This window comes from Euzebya rosea, from assembly GCF_003073135.1.
Taxonomy (GTDB): domain Bacteria; phylum Actinomycetota; class Nitriliruptoria; order Euzebyales; family Euzebyaceae; genus Euzebya; species Euzebya rosea.
Genome location: NZ_PGDQ01000010.1, coordinates 156,266 through 181,867, shown reverse-complemented (window position 1 = coordinate 181,867; position 25,602 = coordinate 156,266). Strand labels below are relative to the sequence as shown.

Sequence of the window (25,602 nt, the reverse complement as noted above, 5' to 3'; positions counted from 1 at the left end):
GGGCGGACAAGTCGGCGGCGCTCAGTCCACGACTTCGTAGTTCCATTCAGGATGGGCGGCCCGTACACCTCGGGCGCCTTCCAGGATCACGATCAACGGAGAATGGTCGTCCACGAACGTGCGTGCCGAGCGTGGCGGTAGCTGCGGGGGCTCCACCCCGCTAGCGGTCAGCACCGAACGAACCCGCGCCGACCATGTGGCGTGCAAGCCCTCACGACGCTCGCCGTCGACCTCCGTCGGGCCCGGTGGAGCACCGAACAGGTCGCCCGCGACGGCGCAGGTGTCCGCGAGCACCTTGGTGAACTCCCCCCTGGTGGCAGGATCGCGGCTGAGCAGACGGACCCATCGCTGCCAGTGGTGGGCGTGCAGACGCTGCTCTGCGGCGAGGACCTCTGCCACATGGCGGAGGGGCTCTGCCTGTTCACGCAGGTGCTCCAGCAACGTCAGTGCCCCCTCCGCGACCAGAAGGCCCCGTACCACGGTGTCCGGCCACTCCCGAAGCCGGCTGGCGCACAGACGCGACGGACACCATGTGGTTGGATCGCTCCGATAGACCTTCTGATCGCGCCATTCCGGGTCGTGATCAAGTGCAGACCAGAGGGCAGCCGCGTGGGCGAGGTCCTCCTGGCTCATCGAGCCGACAGCCAGCGACTCCTCGAGGTCGACGTAGTCGGTGATCCAGCGAGCGAGGTCGTGGCCGTGGAGGAAGAGGTCCTCAGCCCAGGACTCGACGAGGGAGACCCATCCGGGTTGGGAGCTCACGCCGACTCCTCGGACGAGACCGCCACACGGTTTCGACGGTTGCGACCCGGATAGGCTGGTGTGCGGAAGGGCATCCGAGTCGAGGACAGCAGCGTCACCAGGCGATCAGCTCCCCCGCTGGTGATGGCGGTGCGGGGAACGACCCAGAGCAGGCTGGCACGCTCGCGCCGGGTGTAGACCTCCTTGGCCGCATGCCAGGCCAGCTCGGCATCCCGCCCTCGCACGCTGCCGAGGTAGGTGATCTCACGGCCAGCTCCGAACTGCCCGAAGACCTCGTAGGCGCCATCATCGATGACGTGGCCGGTCACCATCAGACCGCGACGAGATCGGCGTTGAGCGCCGCCTGCTTGTACGGGGCGTTACGGCTGAAGGAGTCGCGCAACATGGCCTCCCAGTCCGCTGCCCTCGGTCCACCCTGCTGGATCATGGCGTTGGTCTCCGCCCAGTCCGGGGTGGCATAGACCCATTCGCCCCGGTCCTCATCCAGATGAACCAGATCATGCGGCACCTCGACGCCGAGCTGCTCGAAGACCGGGATGATCTTCGCCAGCCATCGCTGACGCAGGGTGTCGTTGCTGTCGACCTTCAACCCGAGCTTGTACATCGTGTTGTCAACGACGGTGTCGGAGTCTGGAGGCCCGAAGTAGGCCAGCATCCGGGGCAACCACACCTCGAAGGCATCCTGCACGATGGCCCGCTGTTCCGGCGTGCCTGTGGTGAGGACCTCGTGGGTGAGGTCGAGGGCGTGGTGGTAGTGGAAGGACTCCTCCTTCTCGATCTTTCGAAGCGCCCGTGCGTAGGGAAGGTAGGTCCCCTGCTCCAATGACTGGAACTGCACGATGGCCGCGGAGTTCATGAGCAGCGCGGCCGGGCCGATCTCCTCCCACGCGTCGAACCCGTAGTGGAAGATCGACAGCAGCTTGGTCTTGCCGTCGAGGAAGTCCTCGATCACCTGTTCTCGTGACAGCCCCAGATCCTCCGCAACCCGGGCCATGACGTGGCCGTGGCCGACCTCGTCCTGGATCTTGGCGACCAGCATCTGCTTGCGGTGGAACGTGGGAACGCGGTCGACCCACTCGCTGAAGGGCAACACCCCCACAACCTCCGCCAACGTCTGGAACGCGGCGATCCTGGCCGCGTACCTCCGGTACTGGTCGGTCATGTCGTCCCACAACTCGTACTTGACGGCAAGCCGGCCGTCTTCCATGGCCTCAGTTGAACTGGCCATCGCAGTCCTCCCTTTCGTCGACGGATCTCACGATGCCGATTGATTGATCTATCGAGAATAGTAGCGCGCGGGTCTCCGTTGCGTCAAGCCCGGCGAGGTCCCCCCAGATGCCTCAGCGGTAGCTGTACGGGTAGTTCAACCACCATCGCTTGGCCCGGATCCAGATGCCGTTCAGGCCCTCGGGTTGGACGAGCAGCACCACAACCAGGACAAGGCCATACAGGCCGGACTGCAGGAGGAGAAGGTTGTCCGCGAGTGCAGGGAGGGGCCCCTGGAGCCAACCTGTGGCCAACCGGAGGAACTCGGGCATCAGCGAGAGCAGGACCGCCGACATCACCGTTCCGGCAAGGGACGTGAGGCCACCCACGATCACGATGGCCAGGTACTGCACCGCAAGCTCGAAGGTGTAGTGGTCAGGTCCTGTGGTCCCGAGGTACGCCGCGGAGAGTCCGCCGGCGACCGCGCCGTACGCCCCGCTGACCGCGAACGCGTAGAGCTTCAGCCTGGCGAGGTTGACCCCCATCGCCTGTGCGGCCAGATCGCGGTCTCGCACTGCCCCCCACGCCCTCCCGGTCCGGGAGCGGCGGAGGTTGGCGGCCATCAGCACCGCCCCCACTGCGACGACGAGAAGCACGACGTAGAACTCCCGACGCGTGTCGATGATCCAGTTCAACAGCCGAGTCTGCTCCAACCGGAGCCCGAAGTTCCCGCCGGTCAGCTCGAAGCGGGTCACGGTGAACAGCAACGCGAAGTGGAAGGCCATCGTGGCGATGGCGAGGTACAGGCTGTCCAGCCGTAGAGAGGGCAAGCCCACCAGGACGCTCAGAGCGACCGCGCACAGGACGGCGACGCCGAGGCCGGTGAGCAGGGAGAGCTCGGTCTGGACCGAGACGACGCCGACCGCATAGCCACCGACCGCGATGAAGGCGGCATGGGCGAGCGAGATGAGCCCCGTCTGGCCGGTGAGCAGGGACAGGCCCACTGCGCCGATCACCACGATCAGTGCCTGGTTGGCGAGGTGGACGAAGTACTCCCCAACTATGAGAGGGTACAGCGCCAGCACGAGCGCCAGGAGCGTGGTCCAGGCGCGGCGGCCCGTGGTCGGCCACAGCGCCCGTTCGCTGCGGTAGCTCGTGTGGAAGTTTCCAGAACGTGCCAACTGGGTCACACCCTCTTTATCTCTGGGGTACCGAACAACCCGTAGGGCCGCACGACGAGGACGAGGAGTAGGGCGGTGAACGCCGCCAGCTCGCGGGTCTCACCCCCGACATAGAAGCTCGCGAGCTGTTCGACCATGCCCAGCAGGAGACCGCCCAGCAGGGCCCCTCGGACGCTGTCGAGACCGCCGATCACTGCCGCCGGCAGTGCTCTGATGGCCACAAACCCCAGGTTGTTGCTCACAAAGACCGTGTGGCCCGCAAGCACCCCGGTCACCGCGGCAAGGCCACCGGCGATGAGCCATGACAGCCCGAACACCGTGAACGCGCTGACACCCATCAGGCGGGCGACAGCCTGGTCTGATGCCATGGCGCGCATCGCGAGCCCGTACCTGCTGCGCCGATAAAACATCCCGACGGACGCGAAGACGAGGACCGTCGCCCCTATCGCCAACAGGTGCACGCTCCAGACGTTGACCGGACCGACATCGACGTAGGTGTCCACCGGAGCCGGGAGTGCCCGTTCACGGACACCGAACACGAAGGCCACGGCCGACCGAAGGATCAGCGAGAGGCCAAGGGTGACGAGGACGACGGAGAAGACCTCCTCGTCGAGCAGTCGACGGAGCACCCAACGCTGCAGCACCCAGGCGACCAGACCTGCACCGGCAATCGCGGCGGGAACCGCGAGGAGGTAGGGAAGGTCGAGGTCCACGAGAAGCACAAGCGCGAAGTAGGCGCCCACCATGAGCAACTCGCCGTGGGCGAAGTTGAGCACCTTGGTGGAGCGGTAGACGAGGACGAACCCAAGCGCGACGAGCGCGTAGAGGCTGCCGTTGGAAAGCCCGTCGGTGAGGACCTGGAGGAGCCGCATCCTAGGGCACCTCGGTGTAGAGGGACTCGATGAGCTCGTGGTATCGCTCCTCGATCACCCTTCGGCGAACCTTCTGGGTCGCCGTCAGCTCGTCATCGTCTTCGTCGAGCTCCTTGGTGAGGATCGACACCTTCTTGACCTGCTCCACCCTGGCCAGCTGGTCGGACAGGCGCCGCACCTCCTGGGTGACCATGTCCGCGACCTCGGGCGTGGTGGCCAAGTCCTTGTAGTTGGTGTACCCGATCCCTTCCCGCTCGGCCCACAAGCCGGTGTTCTCGTAGTCGATCTGCACGAGCGCGACGAGATACTTGCGCCGATCGCCGATGACGACCGCCTCCTTGACATACGGGCTCAGCTTGAGGTGGTTCTCCACCTCCTGGGGCGAGACGTTCTTCCCCCCGGCGGTGATGATGATGTCCTTCTTCCGGTCAGTGATGCGGAGGCAGTCGCCGTCCATGGTCCCGACATCACCGGTGTGCAACCACCCGTCCACGACGGTTCTGGCGGTGGCCTCGTCGTTGCGGTGGTAACCGCGGAAGACCGAGTCACCGCGTAGGAGTATCTCGCCGTCGTCGGCCAGTCGGACCTGGACCGCCGGGGACAGGTGCCCGACCGTTCCGTACCGCCGCTGATCGCCTGAGTGGATGGTCGCGAGTCCGGCGCACTCGGTCTGTCCGTAGGCCTCACGGACCGGCAGGCCGAGCGCATCGAAGAAGCGGAGGATCTCCGGGGCCACCGGTGCCGCGCCACACATCAGGAACCTGCTGCGACGAAGGCCCAGCTGATCCACCACCGCGTCCAGCACCAGCACCCTAGCCAGCCAGTATCCGACGCGGAGGCCCAGCGGTAGGGACTGGCCCTGCTCCCGACGACGCTGGACGGCTTCGGCGATCGCCATCCCCCTGCGGAACATCGCACGGTTCATGCGGCTGCTCTCGCTGATCGACACCTCGTGGGTGGCATGCATCTTCTCCCAGATGCGCGGCACCCCGACGAAGACGGTGGGAGCGATCTCGCGAAGGTCCTTGCTGATGGTGTGCACTCCCTCCCCGAAGTGCACGGTGGAACCCACCAACAGCGGGAGGAACACCGACATGCAGCGTTCGAGGATGTGGCACAGCGGGAGGTAAGACACCACGGTGTCGTCCTCCCGGAAGGGTGTCAGCTGCAACCATCCGTCGGCCATCGCCAGGACGTTGCGATGGGAGATCATCGCACCCTTCGGCTGGCCGGTGGTGCCGGAGGTGTAGACGATGATGCCGACGTCGTCGGTGGTGGTGTCATCCACGAACCGGTCGAACTGCTCAGGGTCGTTGTCAGGATGCTTGTGCCCCAAGGACTCGAGGTCCTCGAAGGTGTAGATCCGGGAGTCCTCGTACCGCGCCAGGCCCTTCTCCTCGACCACAACGATGGCGCGGAGGCCGGGAAGGTCGCTCTCGAGGAGCTTGTCCAGCTGTTCCTGGTCATAGACCACCGCCACCGAACAGCCAGCGTGCTGCACGATGTACTCGACCTGCGGGGCCGTGTTGGTCGGGTAGACGCCTACGGAGACCACCCCGATGGACTGCGCGCCGAGATCCGCCAGCACCCACTCGACGCAGTTGTCGGCCAGGATCGCGATACTGTCCGAACCCGGTGTCGCCCCCAGTCCGATCAACCCGAAGGCGACGTCACGAACTCGCTGGTGGTACTGCTCCCAGGTGGCTTCTCGCCATACCCCGAGCTCCTTCCAACGCAGAGCCACCTGCTCCCCTCGGTCCCGGGCGTTGCGGCGCAGCAACTTCGGGAAGGTGTCGTGTTCACCGATGTCGGCGCGGTCAATGGTGCGTGTGCGGACGGTGAGTGGACTAATCGCGTTCATCGTCGTAGCGCCCCAACCCAGCTGTCCTGCCCATCGATGGACAGGTCCAGGCCTTCAGCCCCGCCAAGGTAGGCCTCGATCACCCGCTCGTCGCCTTGCACCTGGCCAGGAGTCCCATCAGCGATGAGCGTGCCGAACTCCAGGACGGAAACATGATCGGCGAGGTCCATCACGAAGTGCATGTCATGGTCGATGAGTATCATCGTCACGTTCAGCAGCCGCTTGATGTCGAGCACGAAGCGCGCCACGTCCTCCTTCTCCTCGGTGTTCATGCCCGCCACTGGTTCGTCCAACAGCAACAGGCGCGGTTCCATCGCGAGCGCACGCCCGAGCTCCACACGCTTCTGCATCCCGTAGGGCAGGTCATAGGTCGCGACATCGCGAACGTCCTCCATCTCCAGGAACTCGATGAGCTCCTCCACACGTGCCCGGTGATCCGTCTCCTCACGTCGCGTACGACGCAGCCAGAGGGCATCGCTCAACAGCGTGGAGCGCATGAGCCGATGACGTCCCATCATCATGTTCTGCAAGGTCGTCGCCCGTCCGAACAGCTCGACGTTCTGAAAGACCCGGGCGACGCCGAGCTGGGCCACCTGGTCGGGCCGCCGGCCAAGGAGCTCGTCCTCCCCCAGCACGACCGAGGAGGTGGGTGTGGGTCGATAGAAGCCCGATATGCAGTTGAAGAAGCTGGTCTTCCCGGCACCGTTCGGGCCGATCAGCGCGTGCACGGTGCTCGGGTGCACGGTCAGGTCGACGTTGCTCAGCGCCGTCACCCCACCCAAGTGGAGGGTCAGGTCACGGACCTTGAGTCCAACGGTCATGAGAGCCACCTCTTTCGTCTGCGGTAGGCCTTGACGGCGTCGTACCGTCGTCGTTGGTCGAGATCACTCATCCCGAGGTAGAACTCCTGCACGTCCTCGTTGGCAAGTAGCTCCTCGCTGGTGCCGTCGATGACGATGCGTCCGTTCTCCATCACATAGCAGTACTCCGCGATCGCCAGGGCGGAGCCGGCGTTCTGCTCGACCACCAAGATCGTGGTGCCGAGGTCGCGATTGATGTGACGCAGCGTGCGGAAGGCCTCGGCGACGTGGAGCGGGGCGAGCCCCAAGGAGGGTTCGTCAAGCAACAGCAACTTCGGACGTGCCAGGAGGGCCCGACCAAGCACGAGCATCTGCTGCTCCCCGCCGGAGAGCAGTCCGGCTGGCTGGTGACGTTTCTGACGGAGTCGCGGGAACTGACCGAGGAACAGCTCGCACTCCCCGCGAACCTCGGACTGATCGGGGCGTCGGAAGCCGCCGATCCGCAGGTTCTCCTCGACCGACAGGTCCTCGAAGACCCGTCTGCCTTGCGGAACCAGCGACAGTCCCAGATCCACTATCCGCTCTGGCGGAAGCCCGCGGAGGGGTTCACCACCGAAGTCCATCTGCCCATCCTCGACCTCGCCGTCCTCGTAGCGCAGCAGGCCGGTGAGCGCCTTCAGCGTGGTGGTCTTTCCAGCCCCGTTGCTGCCAAGAAGTGCAACCACCGACCCCTCCGGGACCTGGAAGGAGAGACCCCGCAGGACGAGCACGACGTCGTTGTAGGTCACCTTGAGGTTGTTGACGTGGAGGAGGCTCAACGTTGCACCGACCCAGTCCGGACGGAGGCCGCCGCAGGGGCATCGGAGGTGGTCATCGGTCGGCCAAGGTAGGCATCGATCACTGCCGGGTTGGACGCGACCTGGTCCGGGGGCCCGTCGGCGATGATCCGTCCGTAGTCCAGGACGACGATCCGGTCGGCGAGGTCCATGACCATCTGCATGTCGTGCTCGATCCACAGGACCGGAAGGCCCAGGTCGTGCCTGATGCGGAGCAGGAATCGCGAGAAGTCCTCCTTCTCCTGGCGGGTCAGACCGGACGATGGCTCGTCGAGCAGCAGCACCTTGGGATCACCGCACAGAGCCCTCGCGACGCCAACCAGCTTCTGCAGTCCGAACGGGAGGTCCTCGACTGGTGTGGTGCGGTGCCGGCTGATCTCGAAGAAGTCCATGACCTCCTCCACGCGGGCGACTGCCTCAACCTCTCGCCGCAGGTACGGGCCCAGACGCACCCCTGCCCACGCCGCGGATCTCCACAGCTTGGGCGTCCGACCCACAAGCAGGTTCTCGGTGACGGTCAGGCCCTTGAACAACTCCCCGTGCTGGAACGCCCTGCCGATGCCCGAGGATGCGATCTCGACCGGGGCCGAGCCGACCGTTGAGCGTCCGTTCACACGGACGTCGCCGGCGGCCGGCACGTAGATGCCGCACACGCTGTTGAGCAAGGCCGTCTTGCCTGCGCCGTTCGGGCCGATCAGCGCCAGCAACTCGTCGTCCCCGAGGGAGAAGGTGGCGTCCGCTACTGCCTCGATGGCCCCGAACCTGATGGTCACCTGGTCGATCTCGAGCATGGGATTGGTCAACCCCACCACCTCCGCTTGCGTCGATATTGTCGGACGTCCCGATAGGAACGACGGGCGACGTCCGCGCTTCCGGTGCCCAGGTAGAACTCCTTGATGTCGCCGTGATCCAGGAGTTGGCTCGGGGTTCCGTCGAAGACGATCCTCCCGTCCTCGATCACATAGCCGTAGTCCGCGACCTCGAGGGCGGCAAGGGCGTTCTGCTCGACCAGAAGCACCGAGATGCCCCTCGACCGTTGCACTCGCCGAAGGTCGTGCAGCAACGTGCTGACGATCATCGGTGCGAGCCCCAACGACAGCTCGTCAACCAGCAGCAGACTTGGTCCCGTGGACAACGCCATGGCCATGGCGAGCATCTGCTTCTCCCCGCCGCTGAGGTACCCGGCGAGGTTCTGTTCCACCGCCTTCAGTCGGGGGAAGGCCTCGAACGCATCCTCCACCCCGTCGGGCACGCGGGCAGATGCCCTGAGGTTGTCAAGCACTGTGAGGGTGTCGAAGACCTTGTCGCGCTCCGGTACAAGGGCGATCCCCTCGCGGGCCACCCGATGCGGCGCCATTCCGGTGATGTCGTCACCGTTGAGGAGGATGCGGCCGTCGACGATGTCGGCGTTGTCGGCGGAGAGGAAGCCCGAGATCGCCTTCAGCGTCGTGGTCTTGCCGGCGCCGTTGGTGCCGAGGACCGCGGTGATGCCACCAGCCGTCACCTCCACGGTCACGCCGGTGATCGCGGTGGCGAGCCTGTTGTAGACCACCTCGACCTGTTCCAGCTCAAGGATGGGAGTCCCGCTTGCCGATGCGGGGGTCGCTCCGTTCACCGCTGGCTCCTCTGCACGTCCACGAACCCGTACGGCCAGCGCTCGAAGTACGCCCTGAACCGCCGCCAGGTTCCACTGAGGCCCCGGGGCTCGAACAGCAGGAACGCCACGGTGACAACCGCGAACACGCCGAGCTCGATGCTCCGCAGGTGTCGGCCTAGTGTGGGCTGCAGCCCCAGTCGAAGCACCAGTTCGCCCACGACGAAGGGGGTGGCCGTCACGAAGGCGGCGCCGAGGACAGCACCCTGGACTGTCCCCAAGCCACCGATGATGATCATGGCCAGGTACTCCACGCTGACGACCAGGTCGAAGTCCTCGACGCTCACGCTGCGGAAGTAGTACGCGCTGATCGCTCCGGCGATCGCGCCGATGGCGCCGCTGATCACGAATGCGAGCACCTTGGCTCCTCGGACCGGCACACCGAGAGCCTCCGCGGCGACCTCGCCCTCTCGGACGGCAACCCAGGCCCTCCCGAGGACAGACCGCCTGGTGTTGGACGTCCAGACCACCGCGATGGTCGTGCATACGATCAGGAACGGGTACCAGGCGACCGCGTCGTCCATCAGGAGGGGACCCAGGGTTGGTGCGGGGACGGTGAGGTCCGCACCCGTCCCGCGCGAGTCCTGCAGGTAGGTCTGGTAACGAAGCGCGACGGTCAGGACGACCGACTGGACGGCGAGTGTGGTGATCCCGAGGTAGAGGCCCCGCAGACGCAACGCCGGCAGGCCGGAGACGAGACCCAGCGCCGCCCCGGCAAGTCCCGCCGCAGGCAAGGCCAGCCAGAACGGGACCGAGAGGTGCAGATGGAGTCCGGCGGCCAGGAAGGCCCCCGTGGCGAGGAACGCGGCGTGACCCAGGCTGAGCTGGCCGGCCATTCCCGTGACGACCTGCAGGCCCAGGGCGCCGATCGCGGCGATGAGGACGAAGTTCGCCACGTTGACGAAGAAGGAGGACGCGACCAAAGGGAGGGTGAGGATCACGATCGCCAGCAGGGCCCATCCCGCGACCCGGTGGATCGACCAGGGGTGGAGTCGGACCAGGTCGGAATGGTCGCGGAGGAGATACGGCGTGCCGTAGCGGGCACGATGCAGGATGCCGTCAGACACGGTCGAGCTCCTCCACCGTGCCGCGCAGTCCCCACGGCCGAAGCATCAGGACTGCGAGCATCACCACGAAAGGGACGGTCTGGCCCAGCTGCTGGTCCACGAACTGGATGACGAGAACCTCCATCAAGGCGATGAGCAGGGCGGCCGGGGCGATACCGGCGAGGCTGTCCAAGCCACCCACCAATGCCACGGAGAACCCCTTGAGCGTCGCGCCGATCAGCAGGGGGGAGACGGGGGACTGCATGCCGGTGAGAAGGGCGGAGACCACTGCGAGGCTGGTGGCAAGCGCCCACGACATCGCGCCGACACGGTCGATGTCGATCCCGCGGCGGGAGGCCAACGCAGGGTTCTCGGCGACCGCGCGCATGTGGATCCCGAACCGTGATCGTGAATACAGCACGCCGATCAGGCCGAGCACGAGTGCCCCCAATCCGATGGCGACCAGGTCGAAGAGCCGGACTCGGGATCCGAGCAATTCGAGTGCGGTCTGGTTACCCGGTAGAGGGATGAAGCTGTTGGCCCCGGACCATATGTACTGGGTCAGGGCCTGAAGCAGGAAGAGCATCGCCAGGGTCATCATGATGAGCGAGATGCGACTCTGGCCGGCCAACGGACGGATGAGGGCCCAGTAGACCAGTCCCCCCACAGCGGCTCCTCCCAGCAGCAGGCTGACCACGGCGAACGGCAGGACCCACGGGTTCGCCGATCGTCCAGCCGCATCCGGGAGCAGGTCTACCGCGAGGTAGCCTGCCAGCAGCACGAACCCGGGTTGTGCCAGGTTCAGCACGCGGGACGTGCGGTAGACGACCACGAAGCCGCTCGCCATGACCGCGTACGTCGCCGCGAGGCTGAGGATGTCGATGAGCAACGTCACTGGCCCTGCACTTCCCTTCTGACGGAGACGTCCTGTCGCGACCGTCGGCTACTCGGTGGCCAGCGGACTCAGCAGATCGGTGGCGGAATCGAACTCCACCCACGTGTCGATCGCCCGTTCGAGCACACCGGTGTCAGGATTGAGCCGGTAGCCGGTCCAGTAGCGTGGTCCCACGTGGTCGGTCTCGCTGAACCGCAAGGGGCCACCGGTCAGTCCAACGGTGTCGAGGTCGAGGGTCTCAAGGGCATCGCGAAGCCCGGCTGGGTCGCAGTCGGCCCCGCAACGCTCAAGGGAGTCGGCGATGACCATGCCCATCAGCCAACCGTTGACGGTTGCAGAGTTCGGCGTGATCTCTGTGCCGAACTCCTCGGCCGCGGCCAGGATCTGCTGGATCTCCGGAACGTCGGTCTCGTCGATGGATGTGATGTTGGAGAGCGCCCAGATGTTGTCGGGGCCGACCTGCTCCACAACCGTCTGGATGTCGGTCTCGGGCGTGGCGGTCATGGAGAAGGCGATCGGTCCGGCGTACCCGGCGTTGCGCGCCGCCACTGCAACACCGATCGCATGGGAGGCGATGGAGATGTCGAAGAACGCATCAGGGTCTTCGTCGACCAACGGTTGGACGAAGCTGGAGAAATCCGAGGTCTGGAGGGGGGCGTTGATCACCGAGCCTGCACTCCAGGACGTCGCAGCCTCAAGTGCCTCCAGCCACCGCTCGCACACGGCGAACGCCGCGGGGCCTTCGTGGATGTAGCACGACACCGTCCCCCCGTCGGGGAACTCGTCACCGAAGACCAGCGGCCAGAGTTCCACGCGTGCATCCGACATGGCCTCGAACACGTTGCCGACCGTGAACAGCAGCGGGTCGGGCTCGGGCGGGAACATGTCCGGGCGGGCCGAGTGGCCGGTCAGGAACGGAACGCCAGCTTGGCGCACGACCTCGAAGACCGGGGGCATCCGCCCCTCGATCGTCCCCCCGGCGAGCATCAGGACCCCGCTGTCGACGAGTTCGGTGGACAACGTGACCGCCAGTTCCTGGTCGATCTGCATGTCGCGCATCTCCAGCTCGATGGGACGTCCATGGATCCCGCCGGCCTGGTTGAGCTGCTGCACGAACAGCTGTGCGCCCTCGAACTCCGGGAAGTAGGTCCCACGCGTCACCGATGAGGCGTCGGTCAGCCAGCCGATCCGGTATGGGTCGCCCGATGCCGGCGCCTCCTGAGCGCTGTCGTCGGTGGCGGCCGACGATTCGTCAGCCGTGGCGTCCTCGGTGGTCGAGCCGTCCTCAGTCAGGTCGGCGTCCTCGGTTCCGCTGCAGGCGGTGACCACGAGTGCGAGCACCAGCAGGAATAGGAGGGGTCGGAGGGAGGGGGTCGTGCGCATGATGTGGCTCCTGTCGGGGGCTAGCTGAACCGCGCGAGTTCGGCGGCTTCTTCGGCGTACATGTCGTCCACGAGGTCTTGGAACATCTTCTGGAACTGCCCGCGGCGAACCTTGCGGGTTGGTGTGGTATCCCCCTCCTCAGGGTCAAGTTCCTTCGGGATGATCCTGAAGCGCTTGACCTGCTCGACGCGGGCCAACTCCGCATTGCTCTTGGCGATCTCCTGCTCGATGAGCTGAACGACGGCGGGTAGTCTGGTCAGGCTTCCGAAGCTGGTGTAGAGGTGCCCGTTGGCCCGGGCCCAGTCCTCCACGGTCGTCCGATCGATCTCGACCAGGGCGGTGGGGAACTTTCGCCCGTCGGCGATCAGCACCAGCTCGGAGATGTACGGACTGGCCTTCATCACGTTCTCGATCAGGCTGGGGGTGATGTTCTTGCCGCCAGCGGTGATCATGATGTCCTTCTTGCGATCACGCAGGACCAGGTGGCCCTCGGGGGTGATCTCGCCGACGTCCCCGCTGGCGAACCAGCCCCCGTGGAAGACCTCAGCGGTCTTCTGCGGCTCGTTGAGGTAGCCCGTGAACACTCCGGGCCCCCGGTACAGCAGCTCCTGGTCCTCAGCGACGCGGACCTCCACGTCGGGCACGGGCGTCCCGACGCTTCCCGGTTCGGGGAACGCCCCGGTCTGGAACGCGACGAAGCCGACCTCGGTCATCCCGAGGGCATTGAGCAGGTTGACCCCCCACAGCTGCCACGTGCGCTGGACCTCAGGTGGGATGTGGGTTCCACCCGTGATGCCGAACCGTACCTTCGCCAGTCCGAACTTCCGCAGCATCGGTCGGAACACCAGCAGGCTGGCCAGTCGGTAGGCGAGCCCCGTCGCCGGCGAGGGCGCACGGCGGTGCCGCCTGGCGACCCGCATAGCGGCCTCGTAGGCGCGCTGCTTGATCCCGCCCGCCCGCTCGATGCTGGTGATCGCCCCGGCCGCCAACTTCTGCCAGACACGGGGGACGGCGTGGAACATGTTGGGCTGGACCTCAAACAGCGTTGTCGAGAGCGTCTCCAGCCCCTCGCCGGTGTGGACGACCATGCGTGACAGGATCGGGGAGTACAGCGCGATGATCCGCTCGAAGGCGTGTGCGAGCGAGAGGTGCGCCACCACCCGCACCTCCCCCCGGCGGTGCAATTCCGGGAAGACCGTGCAGAGCTGCAGCGCACCGCCCACCAACACGTTGCGATGGGTGATCATCGCGGCCTTGGACGGTCCCGTCGTGCCCGACGTGAAGATGAGCATTGCCGGGTCGTCCACCGACACCGTCGCGGCCACGTCCAGCAGGTCGGCCTGTTCCTCCGGCGAGGCCACCGCACCTTCGGCCAGTACGTCGTCGAACGACTCGATCCTGTGGTCGTCATAGCCGAACAGCGCACGCGTGTCGTCCACGATGACGTGGTCGACCGTGGGACAGTCGCTGGACACGTCGAGGAACCGGTCGACGTACTCCTGGTTCTCCGCGATCAGGATCGTGGCCCCTGCAGTCCGGATCTGGTGGCGGACCTCCTCCGGTGAGCACGTGGTGTATATCCCGAACGCGACACCCCCGGCGAGGATCACCGCGGCGTCGGCAAGCATGAACCGGTAGGTCGGGTCGCCCATGACCGCCACGTGCTGCCCGGGGCGAAGTCCGCGTCGGCGCATCGCGCACGCGAGTGCGGTCACGTCCTCCATGTACTGCGCCCATGTGTGGGCGTGGTAGACCCCCTGATCCTTCTCCCTCACGACGACGTCGTTCGGGCTGCGCGCGGCGCGTTCGCGAAGAGCCGCACCGATGGTCAGCGACGCCAGGTCGAGATGGGCCGATTCACGTGCTGGGGCTGCCATGCGGTTCCCGCCGGCCGGGGGGCGGGTCGCGGAGCCGACCAGATCGGTCATTGGTGCACTCCCGTGTTGGCTGGGACGGTGGTCGAGGGACGGACGGGTCGGGGGCCAGCTGGAGGGAGAGGCCTCCGACCCGCCGTCCTACTCGGCCGGGGCGACAGGGTCCCCCACCCGCTGCCAGTCCCCGTCCTCGGGATTCGCGGCGTACACCGCGCTGGCAAGGCTCGCGACGTGCTGATCGGGTCCGAACTCAACTGGTGGGACGAAGCCGGGGATTTCGACACCGTCCATGGCGTTAAGGGCCTCGACCACACCGCTGGGGGTGAGCTCCGCCGCGTCCTGCATTGCCTGCAGCAGTACTGCGGTATTGACCAGCCCGAAGAGATCGAAGGTCTCCGCTGCCCGGCCGTGCGCCGCCTGCACCGCCGCGTCGGCTGCCTCGTAGGTCGGGTCCCCGGGGTGGGCGTAGTAGTCGGCTGCGAAGAAGTTGTCCGCACTGCCGCCGGCGATCTCGAAGTACGGGGCGCCAACCGAAGGGTTGATGGCGAATGCAGGCACGTCGTCGGCGCCCAGACGCCCCAACTCGCGACGCAGCAGGCCTGACTGGGTGTAGATGCACACGCAGGCGACCGCGTCGGCGCCAGCGTCGATGATGGCCTGCACCTGGGCAGAGACGTCGTCACTACCCCGAACGAACGTCTCGCGCGCAGCGACCTCCAGGCCGAGTGCCTCGGCTGCCGCATCGAAGCCGGCCAGCCCGGACTCGCCGAACTCATCGTCCTGGTACAGGACCGCGGGGCGCGCCACACCCATCTCCTCCACCAGGTGGTGCACCCCGCGCTCCATCTGGGCGGCGTAGGGCACCGCTGCCACGAACACGTGATCCTTGGTGGGGTTGTACATCTCCTCCGATAGCCCCAGCGAGAAGCTGATCACCTCCTCCTCCTCGACGAGATCGAGGATCGCGCCGAAGGCCGCCGAACCGTGCACGCCGGCGAGCGCGAAGACTCCGTCGTTGAAGATCAGCTTGTTGGCCGCAGCCAGTGTTGCCGAGGGGTCGGACTGGTTGTCCTCGTAGATGACCTCCACCTGACGCCCGTGGACGCCGCCGTCGGCGTTGACCTGTTGCACCCAGGCCTCGACCCCGTCCCGCATGAGGACACCTGCAGCGTTGTAGGGACCCGACAGGTCGAGGATGGCCCCAAGGGTGATGGTGTCATCATCGATCCCACGGACGGCGGTCGTGGCCCCTACTTCCCCATCGGTCTCGACGGCTCCCGTTGACTCCGCGCTCGTTGGGTCGCTGGCAGCCGTCGGGGTGTCGGCGCTGTCACCACACGCGGCGACCAAGACGGCCATGGACAGACACATCCCGATGAGCCTGAAGGTGAAGAGGAAACGCATGGGTCGGCCCTTTCGATACTGGTGGGTCGCACGGCTCGCGAGACCCCGTGGACGCAAGATATGAACGTTCGATCGATTAGTCAATCACTTTTTGACTCTGAGTCGTTATGTCGACCCATGAACCGCGGTCGGCCCGGCCCCATGGGGGACCGGGCCGACAGCACTCGAGACTTCAGGCCAGGCGGAAGTAGGGCATCACCCGTGTTCGTCCCTGCTGGTCAGGAAGGACCTCACGTACCACCGCCTCCACCTTCGAGCCGACCGCGACCTCCTCGGGGGCGCAGTCCACGATGGCGGTGAAGAGACGGATTCCGTTGTCGAAGTCCACCAGCGCGTAGACGAGCGGAGGTTCGAAGCCCGCCGGGACCCCGGCAACCTGGACGGTGAAGCTGTACACCGTGCCGACGGCTGGCATCTCCTCCCACGACAGATCGTCGGACATGCATTCCGGGCAGACGGAACGTGGCGGCCAGAGAACCTCACGGCAGGCGTTGCAGCGTGTGGTGGTGAAGCGGTCATCCCGCAGAGCGTCGTAGAAGGGTGCAAGCTTGTTGCCGTCCTCATACTGCTGTGGGAAGGCGTCCAGGACGGTCCAGTAGGCAGCGTCCGTCGTCATGCCGCTGCGACCTCGTCGGTGCCCCACAGCACGCAATGCGCCTCGGAGCCGATGTTGCTCATCGTCAGCGACATGCCGACCTGGGCGCCATCGACCTGTCGCTCCCCGGCCTCGTCACGGAGCTGCACGAACATCTCGTGCGCCTGTGCCACGCCGGTTGCGCCGATGGGGTGCCCACATGCGAGCAGCCCGCCACGCGGGTTCACCACGACCTTCCCTCCGTAGTCGGATCCACCGCTCTCGACGAAGTGGCCTCCCTCGCCCCTCTCACAGAGGCCAAGCCCTTCGTACTGCAGGATCTCGGAGATCGTGAAGCAGTCATGCGTCTCGAGCAGATCGATGTCGGACGAGGTGAGGCCGGCGGACTCGTAGGCTCCCCTGCCCGCCTGTTCAATGGCCGGCCAGTACGACCAGTCGCGGCTCATGTTCGCCATGGTGTAGGCATCGAACCCCTGACCGGACCCAAGCATCCAGACCGGATCCTCACACAGCGCCTTGGCGCGCTCGGCGTTCGCAAGGACCACCACGGCGGCCCCGTCGGTGTTGGGTGCACAGTCGAAGAGCTTGAACGGGGTTGCGATTGGGCGCGAGGCCATCACCGCGTCGAGGTCCGGGCCCTTGTGAAAGTGTGCATAGGGGTTCTTCATCGAGTGGGCATGGTTCTTCACCGAGACCATGGCCAGCTGCTCCTCGGTCGTGCCGTACTTCTCCATGTGGGCCTTCGCCGCCAGTGCGAATGCCCCGGGAGGCGTGACTCCAAGGGCTCCCTCCCAGTCACGGTCCAGGCCGGCCAAGGCGTTGGTGAACACCTCTCCGGGGTTGGGCAACAGCATCTTCTCCACACCGACCACGGCCACGACGTCGGCCGCACCGGCCATGATGGCCCACTGCGCAGTTCGTATGGCCGCGGTTCCCGAGCCGCACTGGTTCTCGACCCGTTCGAACATCCGGGGTCGGATCCCAAGCGTTTCCGCCAGCAGCGGAGCGACCTTGCCCTGGTAGGCAGACCGTTCCGGGTACACCGAGGAGGCGATGATGCCGTCCACGTCCATGGGACGGAGGTTTGGGTTGGAGTCGAAGGCGTTCTTCCCGGCTTCACTGGCCAGGTCCCGGTAGGATGCCTGTCGGGCGCCCCACTTGGTCACGCCAGCGGCGATCATCGCCACCTGTGGTCGTCTTGTGCTCATTTGCTTGTGCTCCTTCTCACGTGATGTGCGCGCTACCTAGGCGCGAATCATGACCTGCATGCTTGAGGAGACGACGGTCTCGCCCCTCTGGTTGGTAATGTCGATATCGAACGCCACGACGCCACGCCCTTCCTTCGGCGCGACCTCGGTGACGGTGCCGGTCGGGGTGATGGTGTCGCCGAACATGACCGGTGAGGTGAAGCGGGTGGCGCCGAATCCCAGGGCAGCCACCACGTCATAGTCAGCCAGCTCGTTGGCGAGAAAGCCTGCACCGACCACGAAGGTGAGGAGGCCATGGGCGATCCGCCCGCTGAACGGCGACCCTGCTGCGAACTCCGCGTCGGTGTGTAGCGGGTAGAAGTCACCCGTCAGCCCCGCGAAGGTCATGACGTGCCACTCACCGATGGTGATCGATCGCCCGACGATCTTCTCGCCAAGTTCCACATCGCCCAACTTCTTCTTGCCGACCATCATGGCTTCCCGATGGAGAAGCCACCGTCCACACCGAGGACCTGCCCCGTCACGAACGACGCGTCGTCGGAGGCCAGGAACGCGACGGCGGCGGCGATCTCGTCCGGTTCGCCGAAGCGTCCGAGCGGCAGCATCTTGGTGAAGGTTTCCACGAACCGATCCTCGAGGCCCTCCAGGGCGCGGGTACCAGCCGCGGCTGGTGAGACGGCGTTCACCCGGACGTTCTTGCGGGCGAACTCCTTGGCGTTGCTGCGGGTCAGACCCACGATGGCAGCCTTGGCGGCGCAGTAGTTGGCCTGACCGATGTTGCCCCCCAGCCCCGCCTGTGAGGTGAAGTTGATGATGCTCCCCCCGCCCTGCTGCTTCATGTGGTTCCACGCGTGCTGGGTCATCCAGAACGTCCCGTAGAGGTTGACCTTCACCACGAAGTCGAACATCTCTGGTTCCATCTTCTCCACCAGGGAGTCACGCCAGAGCCCCGCGTTGTTCACCAGGACGTCGACGCGACCCCAACGCTCTGCCGCGTGGGCCACGACCTCCCCAGCCGCGTCACGGTCGGCGATGTCGGCCACGGTCATCGCCACCTCGTCGAAGCCTTCCTCATTCAGCGCCTGGACCGTTTCCTTCGCTGGACCCTCGTCGACATCGTTGATCATCACGCGGGCCCCCTCGCTCGCCATGCGTCGTGCGATGGCGCGCCCGATCCCACGCCCGCTACCGGTGACGATCGCCACCCTTCCCTGTAGCCTGCTCATGTTCTCTCCTTGTCAGCTGTCGACGACCTGCCCACAGCACTCATCGATCCGGATGGACCCCTTGGTTGTTCGCTGAGTCGCCTGCTCTGCGTTGCTCAGGTGGTGAGGATGTGGACGGCGTCGGCGGCGACATCCCCGCGGACCCATCCCCCGCCGTTCTCCGCCAGCGCAACTCGTGGTGTGGCCACCTGGCGTGCACCTGCTCGTCCTCGCAGCTGCGTGGCCAGCTCGTAGATCTGCGCGCATCCGGTCGCCCCGACTGGGTGACCGCGGGCGATCAGTCCCCCCGAGGGGTTCACGGGCAGCTCTCCGTCCCGCGCGGTGGTCCCGGTGCGAACCAGCTTCGGGCCGTCGCCGGCCGCGGCGAGCCCGAGGGATTCGTAGCGCATGACCTCCGATGCCGCGTTGGCGTCGTGAAGCTCGACGAGATCGAGGTCCTCAGGCCCGACGCCGGCTTGGTCGTAGGCAGCGCGGGCAGCGCGTTCGATGGCGCCGGCGCCACCACCATCAGGGTCGGAACCGGAGACGAGCACCGACGCACGGATGTAAAGGGGTTGGGCGTCCGGGAAGCGGTTCAGTGCGTCCTGGGCCACGAGGAGGACCGCGGCGGCCCCGTCCCCGATCGGCGAGCACATCGGCACGGTCAACGGATCTGCGACCGACCGGGCCCGGAGGATGTCCTCGGGGGTGATTGAAGCGTCGCCGTACTGCGCCAGGTCGTTGAGGGCCCCGTTGCGCTGCGCCTTCGTCGCGACCATCGCGAAGTCCGTCGCTGTGGCCCCGGTATCGGACATGTACCGACGGATGCGGGAGGCATAGTGGCTCATGAACGGCGAGGGGGAGTCGACGTCGATCGGCTCCTCGACGTCCATCGCTGTGGCGATGGCCAGAACCGGCTTCCGCTTGTCCTCATGGGCCATCTTCTCCGCCCCGAAGGCAAGCGCGACGTCGACCTGCCCTGACGCAACGGCCATCCATGACAGGTGCAGGGCCGTCGCTCCGCCGGCGCACGCGTTCTCGACGTTGACGACCGGGACCCCTTCGATCCCCGTCGCTGTGAGCACCACCTGCCCGCGGACCATCTCCTGCCCCGTGATGAGGCCCGCGATCGCGTTGGCCGCGAAGACCGCTTGGACATCTGCGGCACGGGCCCCGGCATCATCGAGCGCACCGGCGATGGCCTCGGCCCCGAGTCCCTTCAGGCTTCGGTCCAGGAACTTCCCAAAAGCGGTCTGACCGACCCCGACAACTGCCACGTTGCGCACGTTCGACTCCATTGCGGTTGCTTGCCTCTTGGCGGTGACACGCCCTACACTAGGGTCGATTGATGGATCGAACAAGTACCAAATCTCAGGAGGTCCCATGGTTCGCGATGTCGGCTACGCGTTTCCCCCAGGCAGCTTCACCGTGACTGCTGCACGTGCGGAGGAGTTCGTCCTTGCACTGGGCATCGGCCCGGAGGAGGGTTGGGCGGCGGAGGCGGGCGCACCCGTACCGCCGGGTTTCCTGATGTACGTCACGACCTATGGTGCGCATCCGGTTCACGACGCCATGGAGATCGACTTCATGAAGGCGATGTACGGCGGGGCCGACATCGAGGAGTACGCCCCCATCCGCGTGGGCGACGTGCTCGACGTTCGGCCGGTGGTCTCCAGCGTGGTGACCAAGGACGGGCGAAACGGGCCCCTCACCTTCGTGGAGCTCACCACGGACTACATCACCGAGGACGGCACGCTCGCGATGCGTGAGCGGTCCACGACGATCCAGAAGGGTTGAACCATGTCTTCTTTCACCGTCGGTGAGATCGCCGCCTCCCTCCGATCCGATCCGATCGGGCGTATGAACATCGCCTTCATGGCGGTGGCGATGCGTGACCCGAACCCCGTGCACGTCGAGGACGACTTCGCCCGCCAGACCGGCATGCCGGGCGTGATCGCACACGGCACCTTCGTACTGGGCTACGCCGGAGCCATGCTGACCCGCGCCTTCGGGGTGGCTGCGGTGCGTCGTTGGCGGGTCGACCTCACTGCACCGGTCTTCCCAGGGGACGTCCTGGATGCCGAGGCCGTTGTGCAGGAGGTGGGAGCCGGGGAGTTGGAGCTGACCCTCGCAGTCCGCAACCAGCAGGGCACGGTCGTCGGTCGTGGCCGTGCGACGGTACGACGGTGACGGCCCGCCCGGAGGCCGGGGATGCGGTGGCGACGTTGGCGGTGGACCGGCGGGTCTTCGTGGGGGACGATGACTACTCGGGCCTGATCTTCTTCAACACCTACCGCCGATGGATGTCGGAGGGGGATCAACAGCTCTTCGCCGTGCTGGGCCACCCGGTGTGGGAAGACCTGGCTGACGGCTGGGGGGCTCCAGTGGTCCACTCGGAGCTGGACTGTCACGTGGCTGCTCGCAGCGGAGACGAGTTGGTGCAGGAGGTCGTGCTGCGCGAGGCCAGACGTACGAGCTTCAGCACCACGCACACCTTCTCGCGCGATGGCCAGATCCTCGCCACCGGCACCAACGTCCGTGTGTGGGTGGAGCTGGCGACGATGGCACCGCGGACCGCCCCGCCCTGGACGCGGTCGGCGAGCCCCCCTCGACGGTCTTGACCAGCGGTCGATTTTACAACCGCTGATCGCAAGCGGTACAAGAAGGTCATGGTTGGAGACAGGACGATGCGGCGCGCAGTGCACATCGATGGGTACCCCCAGCGGCTCGGAGGTCATTGCGGCTCTGGCGCTCTGCGAGATCTGCTCACGTGGGCGGGACTGGACTGGGGTCGACCGCTCAGCGAGGGCCTGGTGTTCGGCCTGGGGGGATCGCTGGCCTTCACCTACCTGCGGGTCCCCGGCCTCACTCCCCCGGTCTACCTCGTTGGTCGGGACGCCGAACTGGAAGCCAACGTGTGCGCGCGGCTGGGAGTGGAGACCTCCCGGAACCAGACCGACGACCCGGCCGTTGCCTGGAGGTGGCTCACCGACGAGCTGGACCAAGGCCGCCCGGTGATGCTCAACGCCGACATCGCGTTCCTGCCGTACCTGCGCGTCCAGCTGTCCAACACCCGTCACGACATCGTGGCCATCGGCTACGACGAGACGGCCGGCACGGTCACCGTTGTTGACAATGACCGGATCGAGCCCCAGGTAGTCCCTGCCGAGGACCTCGACCGAGCCCGTTCCTCGACCGGGTTCCCCGATCCCGTTCGCTACGCGACCTGGCCGATGCGCTTTCCGCACGAGCTGCCGGACCTCGCCACGGCAGCGACATCCGCTGCGGCGGCTGCGGCTCGCCAGCTGAGGGAGGGCGCGGGTCAGCTCTTCGATCCGATCGCGCTACCGCCAAGGACGGTCACTGGCACCGGGCTGAAGGGCCTGGAGACCTTCGCCGCCGATCTCGGCTCGTGGGCCTCGGTCATGGACGAGGAGGCCCTGTCGCAGTCCCGCCGGGCCCTGGCGGTGTTCATCGAGAAGGCTGGGACGGGGGGTGGTCTGTTCCGACGGCTCCAGGCGGAGTTCTGCACCGACGTCGCGGACCGACTCGAGAGCGCCCCCTTCGCCGAGGCTGGCCAGGCATGGGAGACCGCCGCCAGGGCGTGGTCGTCACTCGCAACAGCGTGCGTTGGGGAGTCGTCCTCACTCCGTGAGCTCGAAGACACCGTGCGCGAGATCACCCATCTGGAGCGGGCTGCGTGCGCTGCTCTGGAACTCGCAGCACGCACGACGCCGGCCGGCCATCGGGCAGAGGGATGACGGCAGGTCCCGGCGGGCAGGATGCCGTGGCCTTGGGGCAAGCCATCCGTGATGCCTTCGAGAAGGGCGGGTGGGCTGCAGGCGAGCGGCTGCCCCCGCACGCCCCGTGGTGCTTCGTGTGCGGCGAGGAGAACCCCTCAGGGCTGGGGCTGCAGGTGTTCGCGGCCGACGGTCACGCAGTCCAGGCGACGCAGCAGTTCGATGCGTCTCACGGGGGGGCGCCGGGTGTCGCACACGGAGGCGCGGTCGCAGCAGTGCTGGACGATCTGTTCGGCTTCGTCCTGGTCCGCATCATGGTCCCTGCGGTCACGAGGGACCTCCACGTCACCTATCGGCTGCCGACTCGGCTCGACGTCGACACCCATCTGACTGCCTCACTGGTGGAACGCCGAGGACGTGACCTCCATCTGGAGGCCTCGGCGAGCCAGGGCGGCCGTCAGATCGTCACCGCGACGGCCCACTTCGTGGAGGTCGACTTCGCCCATCTCTCAGATCCCAGCGCACGATTCGGTCTTCAGGACTGATCCGAGGCAACGACCGAGGAAAGACCGCGGACACGCACCCTGCCAGAAAGGATGACGATGATCACCAGCACGATGATGGACGATCTGCCCCTGACCGTGACACAGCTGTTCCGGCACGGCTCACGGGTGCACGCAGAACGCGAGGTGGTCACGTGGCTCGGGGACGCATCGCGACGTGTGACGTTCGCCGAGACGGCCGATCGGACACAGCGTCTGGCCGCTGGGCTCGCGTCCTTGGGAGTTCAGCCGGGCGATGTGGTCGGCACGTTCATGTGGAACAACCAGGAGCATGTGGAGGCGTACTTCGCCGTCCCGTGCATGGGGGCGGTCCTGCACACGCTCAACATCCGCCTGTCGGCGGACCAGCTTGACTACGTCATCCGGGACGGTGGTGACCGGGTCATCCTCGTGGACGGGTCCCTCATCGGGTTGCTGGCCCAGGCAGGGGACGCACTGCGGACGGTAGAGCATGTCGTGGTGGTCGGTGAGGGGGACGTCTCACTCCTCGATCGTCCGGTCATTCGCTACGACGACCTCCTGAGGGATCCGCCGTCGGGCTTCGCCTGGCCCCATGTGGAGGAGTCGGCCGCCAGCATGCTGTGCCACACGTCCGGCACCACTGGCAGCCCCAAGGGCGTGGCGTACAGCCATCGATCCCAGTGGACGCACGCCATGGGGGCTGCCGCAGGGGGCCTCCATGTCAGCGAGGGGGACCGGAGCCTCATCGTTGTGCCGCAGTTCCACGCGAACGCATGGGGCCTCATCTACATCTGCTGGGCCATGGGCTCCGACATCCTCCAGCCGGGACCGTTTCTCCAGCCCGAACCGTTGGTACGCTTCATCGAGGCCGAGCAACCGAACTTCTCCGCGGCGGTCCCGACCGTGTGGAACGGCGTCCTCCAGCTGGGTCGCCAGACCGACATCGACCTGTCGTCACTCCAACGTGTCGTCGTCGGCGGCGCAGCCGTGCCCAGATCCATGGTCCTGGCCTTCGACATCGATCATGGCGTGAAGATCGTCCAAGGCTGGGGAATGACGGAGATGTCACCGCTCGGGACCCTGTCGATCCCGCCAGCGAGCGCCGCCGACGACCCTGAAACCCAGGCGAACTGGCGAGCGAAGACTGGACGGCTCGTGCCCGGCGTTGAGCTGAGGATCGTCGATGGTGGCATCGAGCAACCTTGGGACGGCCAGTCGGTCGGCGAGGTGCAGGTGAGGGGCCCCTGGATAGCCAGGCGTTACCACAACGTCGACGACCCGGAGAAGTTCACCGAGGACGGCTGGCTCCGGACCGGCGACGTGGGCCTTGTCGAACCCAATGGTTTCATGCAGGTCGTGGACCGGACCAAGGACGTCATCAAGTCGGGTGGGGAGTGGATTTCCTCCGTCGACTTGGAGAACGCCATCATCGGTCATCCGGAGGTGGTGGAGGCAACAGTCATCGGGATCCCGGACGATAAGTGGACGGAGCGGCCTCTGGCCTGCGTCGTGCTGACCCCCCACGCGTTCACGACGCCGAGTGACCTGCAGCAGTACCTCGCCGACAAGGTTGCCAAGTGGTGGATTCCGGAGCGTTGGACCTTCATCGAAGAGGTCCCGAAGACGTCGGTCGGCAAGTACGATAAGAAGCTGCTTCGCGCGCAGCACCGGGAGGGAAGCCTGGCCATCCAGGGCCCAGCCGACGGGTGAGGCGCCCGGGTGATGTGAAGGCCTCGGTGGTGCCATGAGTTTCGTGAAGTCTGGTGACTGGACGCTCATGCTGCGGTGGTGATCTGGCGAGCTTCGACCACGAAGGGGTGAACATCCGCCACGTGAACTGCTTCGGCTCAACCGTCGTCGCAACGCCTGTCTGTTCAGCGGCTCGCAGTAGCTGCTCGAGCGCCTCAGCAGAAGTGCGCCAGCCCAGCGCCGTGTGTGGCCGTCCGCAAGGCTGCGGAGAACTCGTACAGCCTTTCCCGTTCGCAGAGTTGCCGGTGTCGACCCCGAGGACCTCGTGGCGCCCATCACCGCGGACACCGGTAGCGATGACAACGGCTTCCTGACGACCTGGCCGGCCTCGCGGACGTGGGCGTAGGGCGCGCCCAACCAGACGTAGCAGAACGGCTGAGGATCCGGCCGGGGCTGCCGCAGGATCGCGACGCCGTCGTCGATGAGCTTGCGCACAGGGCTCACCGTCGACTCTCGAGATGTCTCTCACGGCCCAAGGCCTTGACGAGTCCTATCGACCTCCCTCGAGGTAGTCCCGGTGATGTAGGCACGCATGATCCCCGCCCACAGGGCCTTGTCGATGCGACGGCGAGGCTCGAGCAGCTCGGGGAAGAAGCTGCCCTTGCGCAGCTTGGTCGCGACCTCGACATCGCCCGCCGGGGTCGAGAGCAGCATGGGGCGGTGGCCGTTGCGCTGGTTGAGGCGGAACGGGATTCCGCTCCCCAGGCTCGGCGCCGACCTTGGCAGTGAGCTCGACCTCGATCAGCTCCTCGGAGGGCCGCAGCCATGATCTGAGAGATCGAGCGTCTCCCATAGCACGAAGGCAAC

General features: G+C 66.3%; 25 protein-coding genes and 2 pseudogenes. 6 read left to right on the top strand and 21 right to left on the bottom strand.

Annotated elements, in window-relative coordinates; genetic code table 11:
• Window positions 1–21: 21 nt before the first annotated feature.
• The 20 genes and pseudogenes from CUC05_RS14990 to CUC05_RS14895 all read right to left on the bottom strand — a co-directional run bounded on the left by CUC05_RS14990 (window position 22) and on the right by CUC05_RS14895 (window position 20,068).
• Window positions 22–762 (bottom strand): Phenylacetic acid catabolic protein, encoded by a 741-nt coding sequence (locus CUC05_RS14990; protein ID WP_108666929.1) that lies wholly within the window; start codon window positions 760–762, stop codon window positions 22–24.
• Window positions 759–1,073, bottom strand: a complete 315-nt coding sequence (locus tag CUC05_RS14985; RefSeq protein ID WP_108666928.1) for a hypothetical protein — start codon at window positions 1,071–1,073, stop codon at window positions 759–761. Before CUC05_RS14985 ends, CUC05_RS14990 begins: the two co-directional genes overlap by 4 nt.
• 194 nt (window positions 1,074–1,267) lie before the next feature.
• Window positions 1,268–1,924: pseudogene (locus CUC05_RS14980) on the bottom strand (Phenylacetic acid catabolic protein); the annotation flags it as partial.
• Window positions 1,925–2,102: 178 nt separating this feature from the next.
• Window positions 2,103–3,149: a branched-chain amino acid ABC transporter permease gene (locus CUC05_RS14975; protein ID WP_157965602.1), complete on the bottom strand. Its 1,047-nt coding sequence runs from the start codon at window positions 3,147–3,149 to the stop codon at window positions 2,103–2,105.
• Window positions 3,150–3,154: 5 nt separating this feature from the next.
• On the bottom strand, window positions 3,155–4,021 hold the full coding sequence (locus CUC05_RS14970) for a branched-chain amino acid ABC transporter permease (protein WP_108666925.1): 867 nt from the start codon (window positions 4,019–4,021) through the stop codon (window positions 3,155–3,157).
• A 1-nt stretch (window position 4,022) separates the two neighbouring features.
• Window positions 4,023–5,801 (bottom strand): AMP-dependent synthetase/ligase, encoded by a 1,779-nt coding sequence (locus CUC05_RS14965; RefSeq protein WP_420810907.1) that lies wholly within the window; start codon window positions 5,799–5,801, stop codon window positions 4,023–4,025.
• Between the two features lie 77 nt (window positions 5,802–5,878).
• Entirely contained in the window at window positions 5,879–6,703 is an 825-nt protein-coding gene (locus CUC05_RS14960) for an ABC transporter ATP-binding protein (RefSeq protein ID WP_108666924.1), read from the bottom strand.
• Window positions 6,700–7,500 carry an ABC transporter ATP-binding protein gene (locus CUC05_RS14955; RefSeq protein ID WP_108666923.1) on the bottom strand — a complete coding sequence of 267 codons (801 nt, stop codon included), beginning with the start codon at window positions 7,498–7,500 and terminating at the stop codon, window positions 6,700–6,702. Before CUC05_RS14955 ends, CUC05_RS14960 begins: the two co-directional genes overlap by 4 nt.
• A complete protein-coding gene (locus tag CUC05_RS14950; protein ID WP_157965601.1) occupies window positions 7,497–8,321 on the bottom strand; it encodes an ABC transporter ATP-binding protein in 825 nt (274 codons plus the stop codon). Before CUC05_RS14950 ends, CUC05_RS14955 begins: the two co-directional genes overlap by 4 nt.
• Window positions 8,318–9,133: an ABC transporter ATP-binding protein gene (locus tag CUC05_RS14945; protein ID WP_205712349.1), complete on the bottom strand. Its 816-nt coding sequence runs from the start codon at window positions 9,131–9,133 to the stop codon at window positions 8,318–8,320. The genes CUC05_RS14950 and CUC05_RS14945 overlap by 4 nt, the downstream gene beginning before the upstream one ends.
• Window positions 9,130–10,239 (bottom strand): branched-chain amino acid ABC transporter permease, encoded by a 1,110-nt coding sequence (locus CUC05_RS14940; RefSeq protein WP_108666921.1) that lies wholly within the window; start codon window positions 10,237–10,239, stop codon window positions 9,130–9,132. Before CUC05_RS14940 ends, CUC05_RS14945 begins: the two co-directional genes overlap by 4 nt.
• On the bottom strand, window positions 10,232–11,107 hold the full coding sequence (locus tag CUC05_RS14935) for a branched-chain amino acid ABC transporter permease (RefSeq protein ID WP_157965600.1): 876 nt from the start codon (window positions 11,105–11,107) through the stop codon (window positions 10,232–10,234). Before CUC05_RS14935 ends, CUC05_RS14940 begins: the two co-directional genes overlap by 8 nt.
• A 54-nt stretch (window positions 11,108–11,161) precedes the next feature.
• Complete coding sequence (locus CUC05_RS14930; protein WP_108666919.1) at window positions 11,162–12,496, bottom strand: ABC transporter substrate-binding protein; 1,335 nt, start codon at window positions 12,494–12,496, stop codon at window positions 11,162–11,164.
• Between the two features lie 20 nt (window positions 12,497–12,516).
• Entirely contained in the window at window positions 12,517–14,424 is a 1,908-nt protein-coding gene (locus CUC05_RS14925) for an AMP-dependent synthetase/ligase (RefSeq protein WP_108666918.1), read from the bottom strand.
• Window positions 14,425–14,511: 87 nt separating this feature from the next.
• Window positions 14,512–15,729: an ABC transporter substrate-binding protein gene (locus CUC05_RS14920; RefSeq protein WP_276308901.1), complete on the bottom strand. Its 1,218-nt coding sequence runs from the start codon at window positions 15,727–15,729 to the stop codon at window positions 14,512–14,514.
• 217 nt (window positions 15,730–15,946) lie between these two features.
• Window positions 15,947–16,390 carry a Zn-ribbon domain-containing OB-fold protein gene (locus CUC05_RS14915; RefSeq protein WP_108666916.1) on the bottom strand — a complete coding sequence of 148 codons (444 nt, stop codon included), beginning with the start codon at window positions 16,388–16,390 and terminating at the stop codon, window positions 15,947–15,949.
• A complete protein-coding gene (locus tag CUC05_RS14910) occupies window positions 16,387–17,577 on the bottom strand; it encodes a thiolase family protein (protein ID WP_108666915.1) in 1,191 nt (396 codons plus the stop codon). Before CUC05_RS14910 ends, CUC05_RS14915 begins: the two co-directional genes overlap by 4 nt.
• 36 nt (window positions 17,578–17,613) lie before the next feature.
• Window positions 17,614–18,051, bottom strand: a complete 438-nt coding sequence (locus CUC05_RS14905) for a MaoC family dehydratase (RefSeq protein ID WP_108666914.1) — start codon at window positions 18,049–18,051, stop codon at window positions 17,614–17,616.
• Window positions 18,048–18,803, bottom strand: coding sequence for an SDR family NAD(P)-dependent oxidoreductase (locus CUC05_RS14900; protein ID WP_108666913.1), 756 nt, complete (start codon window positions 18,801–18,803; stop codon window positions 18,048–18,050). Before CUC05_RS14900 ends, CUC05_RS14905 begins: the two co-directional genes overlap by 4 nt.
• A gap of 95 nt (window positions 18,804–18,898) precedes the next feature.
• Window positions 18,899–20,068 carry a thiolase family protein gene (locus tag CUC05_RS14895; protein ID WP_108666970.1) on the bottom strand — a complete coding sequence of 390 codons (1,170 nt, stop codon included), beginning with the start codon at window positions 20,066–20,068 and terminating at the stop codon, window positions 18,899–18,901.
• Window positions 20,069–20,165: 97 nt separating this feature from the next.
• Between CUC05_RS14895 and CUC05_RS14890 the strand changes: the two genes are divergently transcribed.
• Genes CUC05_RS14890 through CUC05_RS14865 form a run of 6 tightly spaced genes read left to right on the top strand, consistent with a single transcriptional unit; the run spans window position 20,166 to window position 24,756 of the window.
• The gene (locus CUC05_RS14890; RefSeq protein ID WP_108666912.1) at window positions 20,166–20,579 is read left to right on the top strand and encodes an FAS1-like dehydratase domain-containing protein; all 414 of its coding nucleotides are present in this window, start codon (window positions 20,166–20,168) and stop codon (window positions 20,577–20,579) included.
• Between the two features lie 3 nt (window positions 20,580–20,582).
• A complete protein-coding gene (locus CUC05_RS14885) occupies window positions 20,583–20,972 on the top strand; it encodes a MaoC family dehydratase (RefSeq protein WP_108666911.1) in 390 nt (129 codons plus the stop codon).
• Window positions 20,969–21,403: an acyl-CoA thioesterase gene (locus tag CUC05_RS14880; protein WP_108666910.1), complete on the top strand. Its 435-nt coding sequence runs from the start codon at window positions 20,969–20,971 to the stop codon at window positions 21,401–21,403. The genes CUC05_RS14885 and CUC05_RS14880 overlap by 4 nt, the downstream gene beginning before the upstream one ends.
• A 48-nt stretch (window positions 21,404–21,451) precedes the next feature.
• Window positions 21,452–22,543, top strand: a complete 1,092-nt coding sequence (locus tag CUC05_RS14875) for a BtrH N-terminal domain-containing protein (RefSeq protein WP_338066383.1) — start codon at window positions 21,452–21,454, stop codon at window positions 22,541–22,543.
• Window positions 22,544–22,569: 26 nt separating this feature from the next.
• Window positions 22,570–23,067: a PaaI family thioesterase gene (locus tag CUC05_RS14870; RefSeq protein WP_205712348.1), complete on the top strand. Its 498-nt coding sequence runs from the start codon at window positions 22,570–22,572 to the stop codon at window positions 23,065–23,067.
• Window positions 23,068–23,124: 57 nt separating this feature from the next.
• Window positions 23,125–24,756, top strand: coding sequence for a long-chain fatty acid--CoA ligase (locus CUC05_RS14865; protein WP_108666968.1), 1,632 nt, complete (start codon window positions 23,125–23,127; stop codon window positions 24,754–24,756).
• Between the two features lie 268 nt (window positions 24,757–25,024).
• Here the strand turns inward: CUC05_RS14865 and CUC05_RS26125 are convergent.
• Window positions 25,025–25,577, bottom strand: a pseudogene (locus CUC05_RS26125) (transposase); the annotation flags it as partial.
• Window positions 25,578–25,602 lie beyond the last annotated feature (25 nt).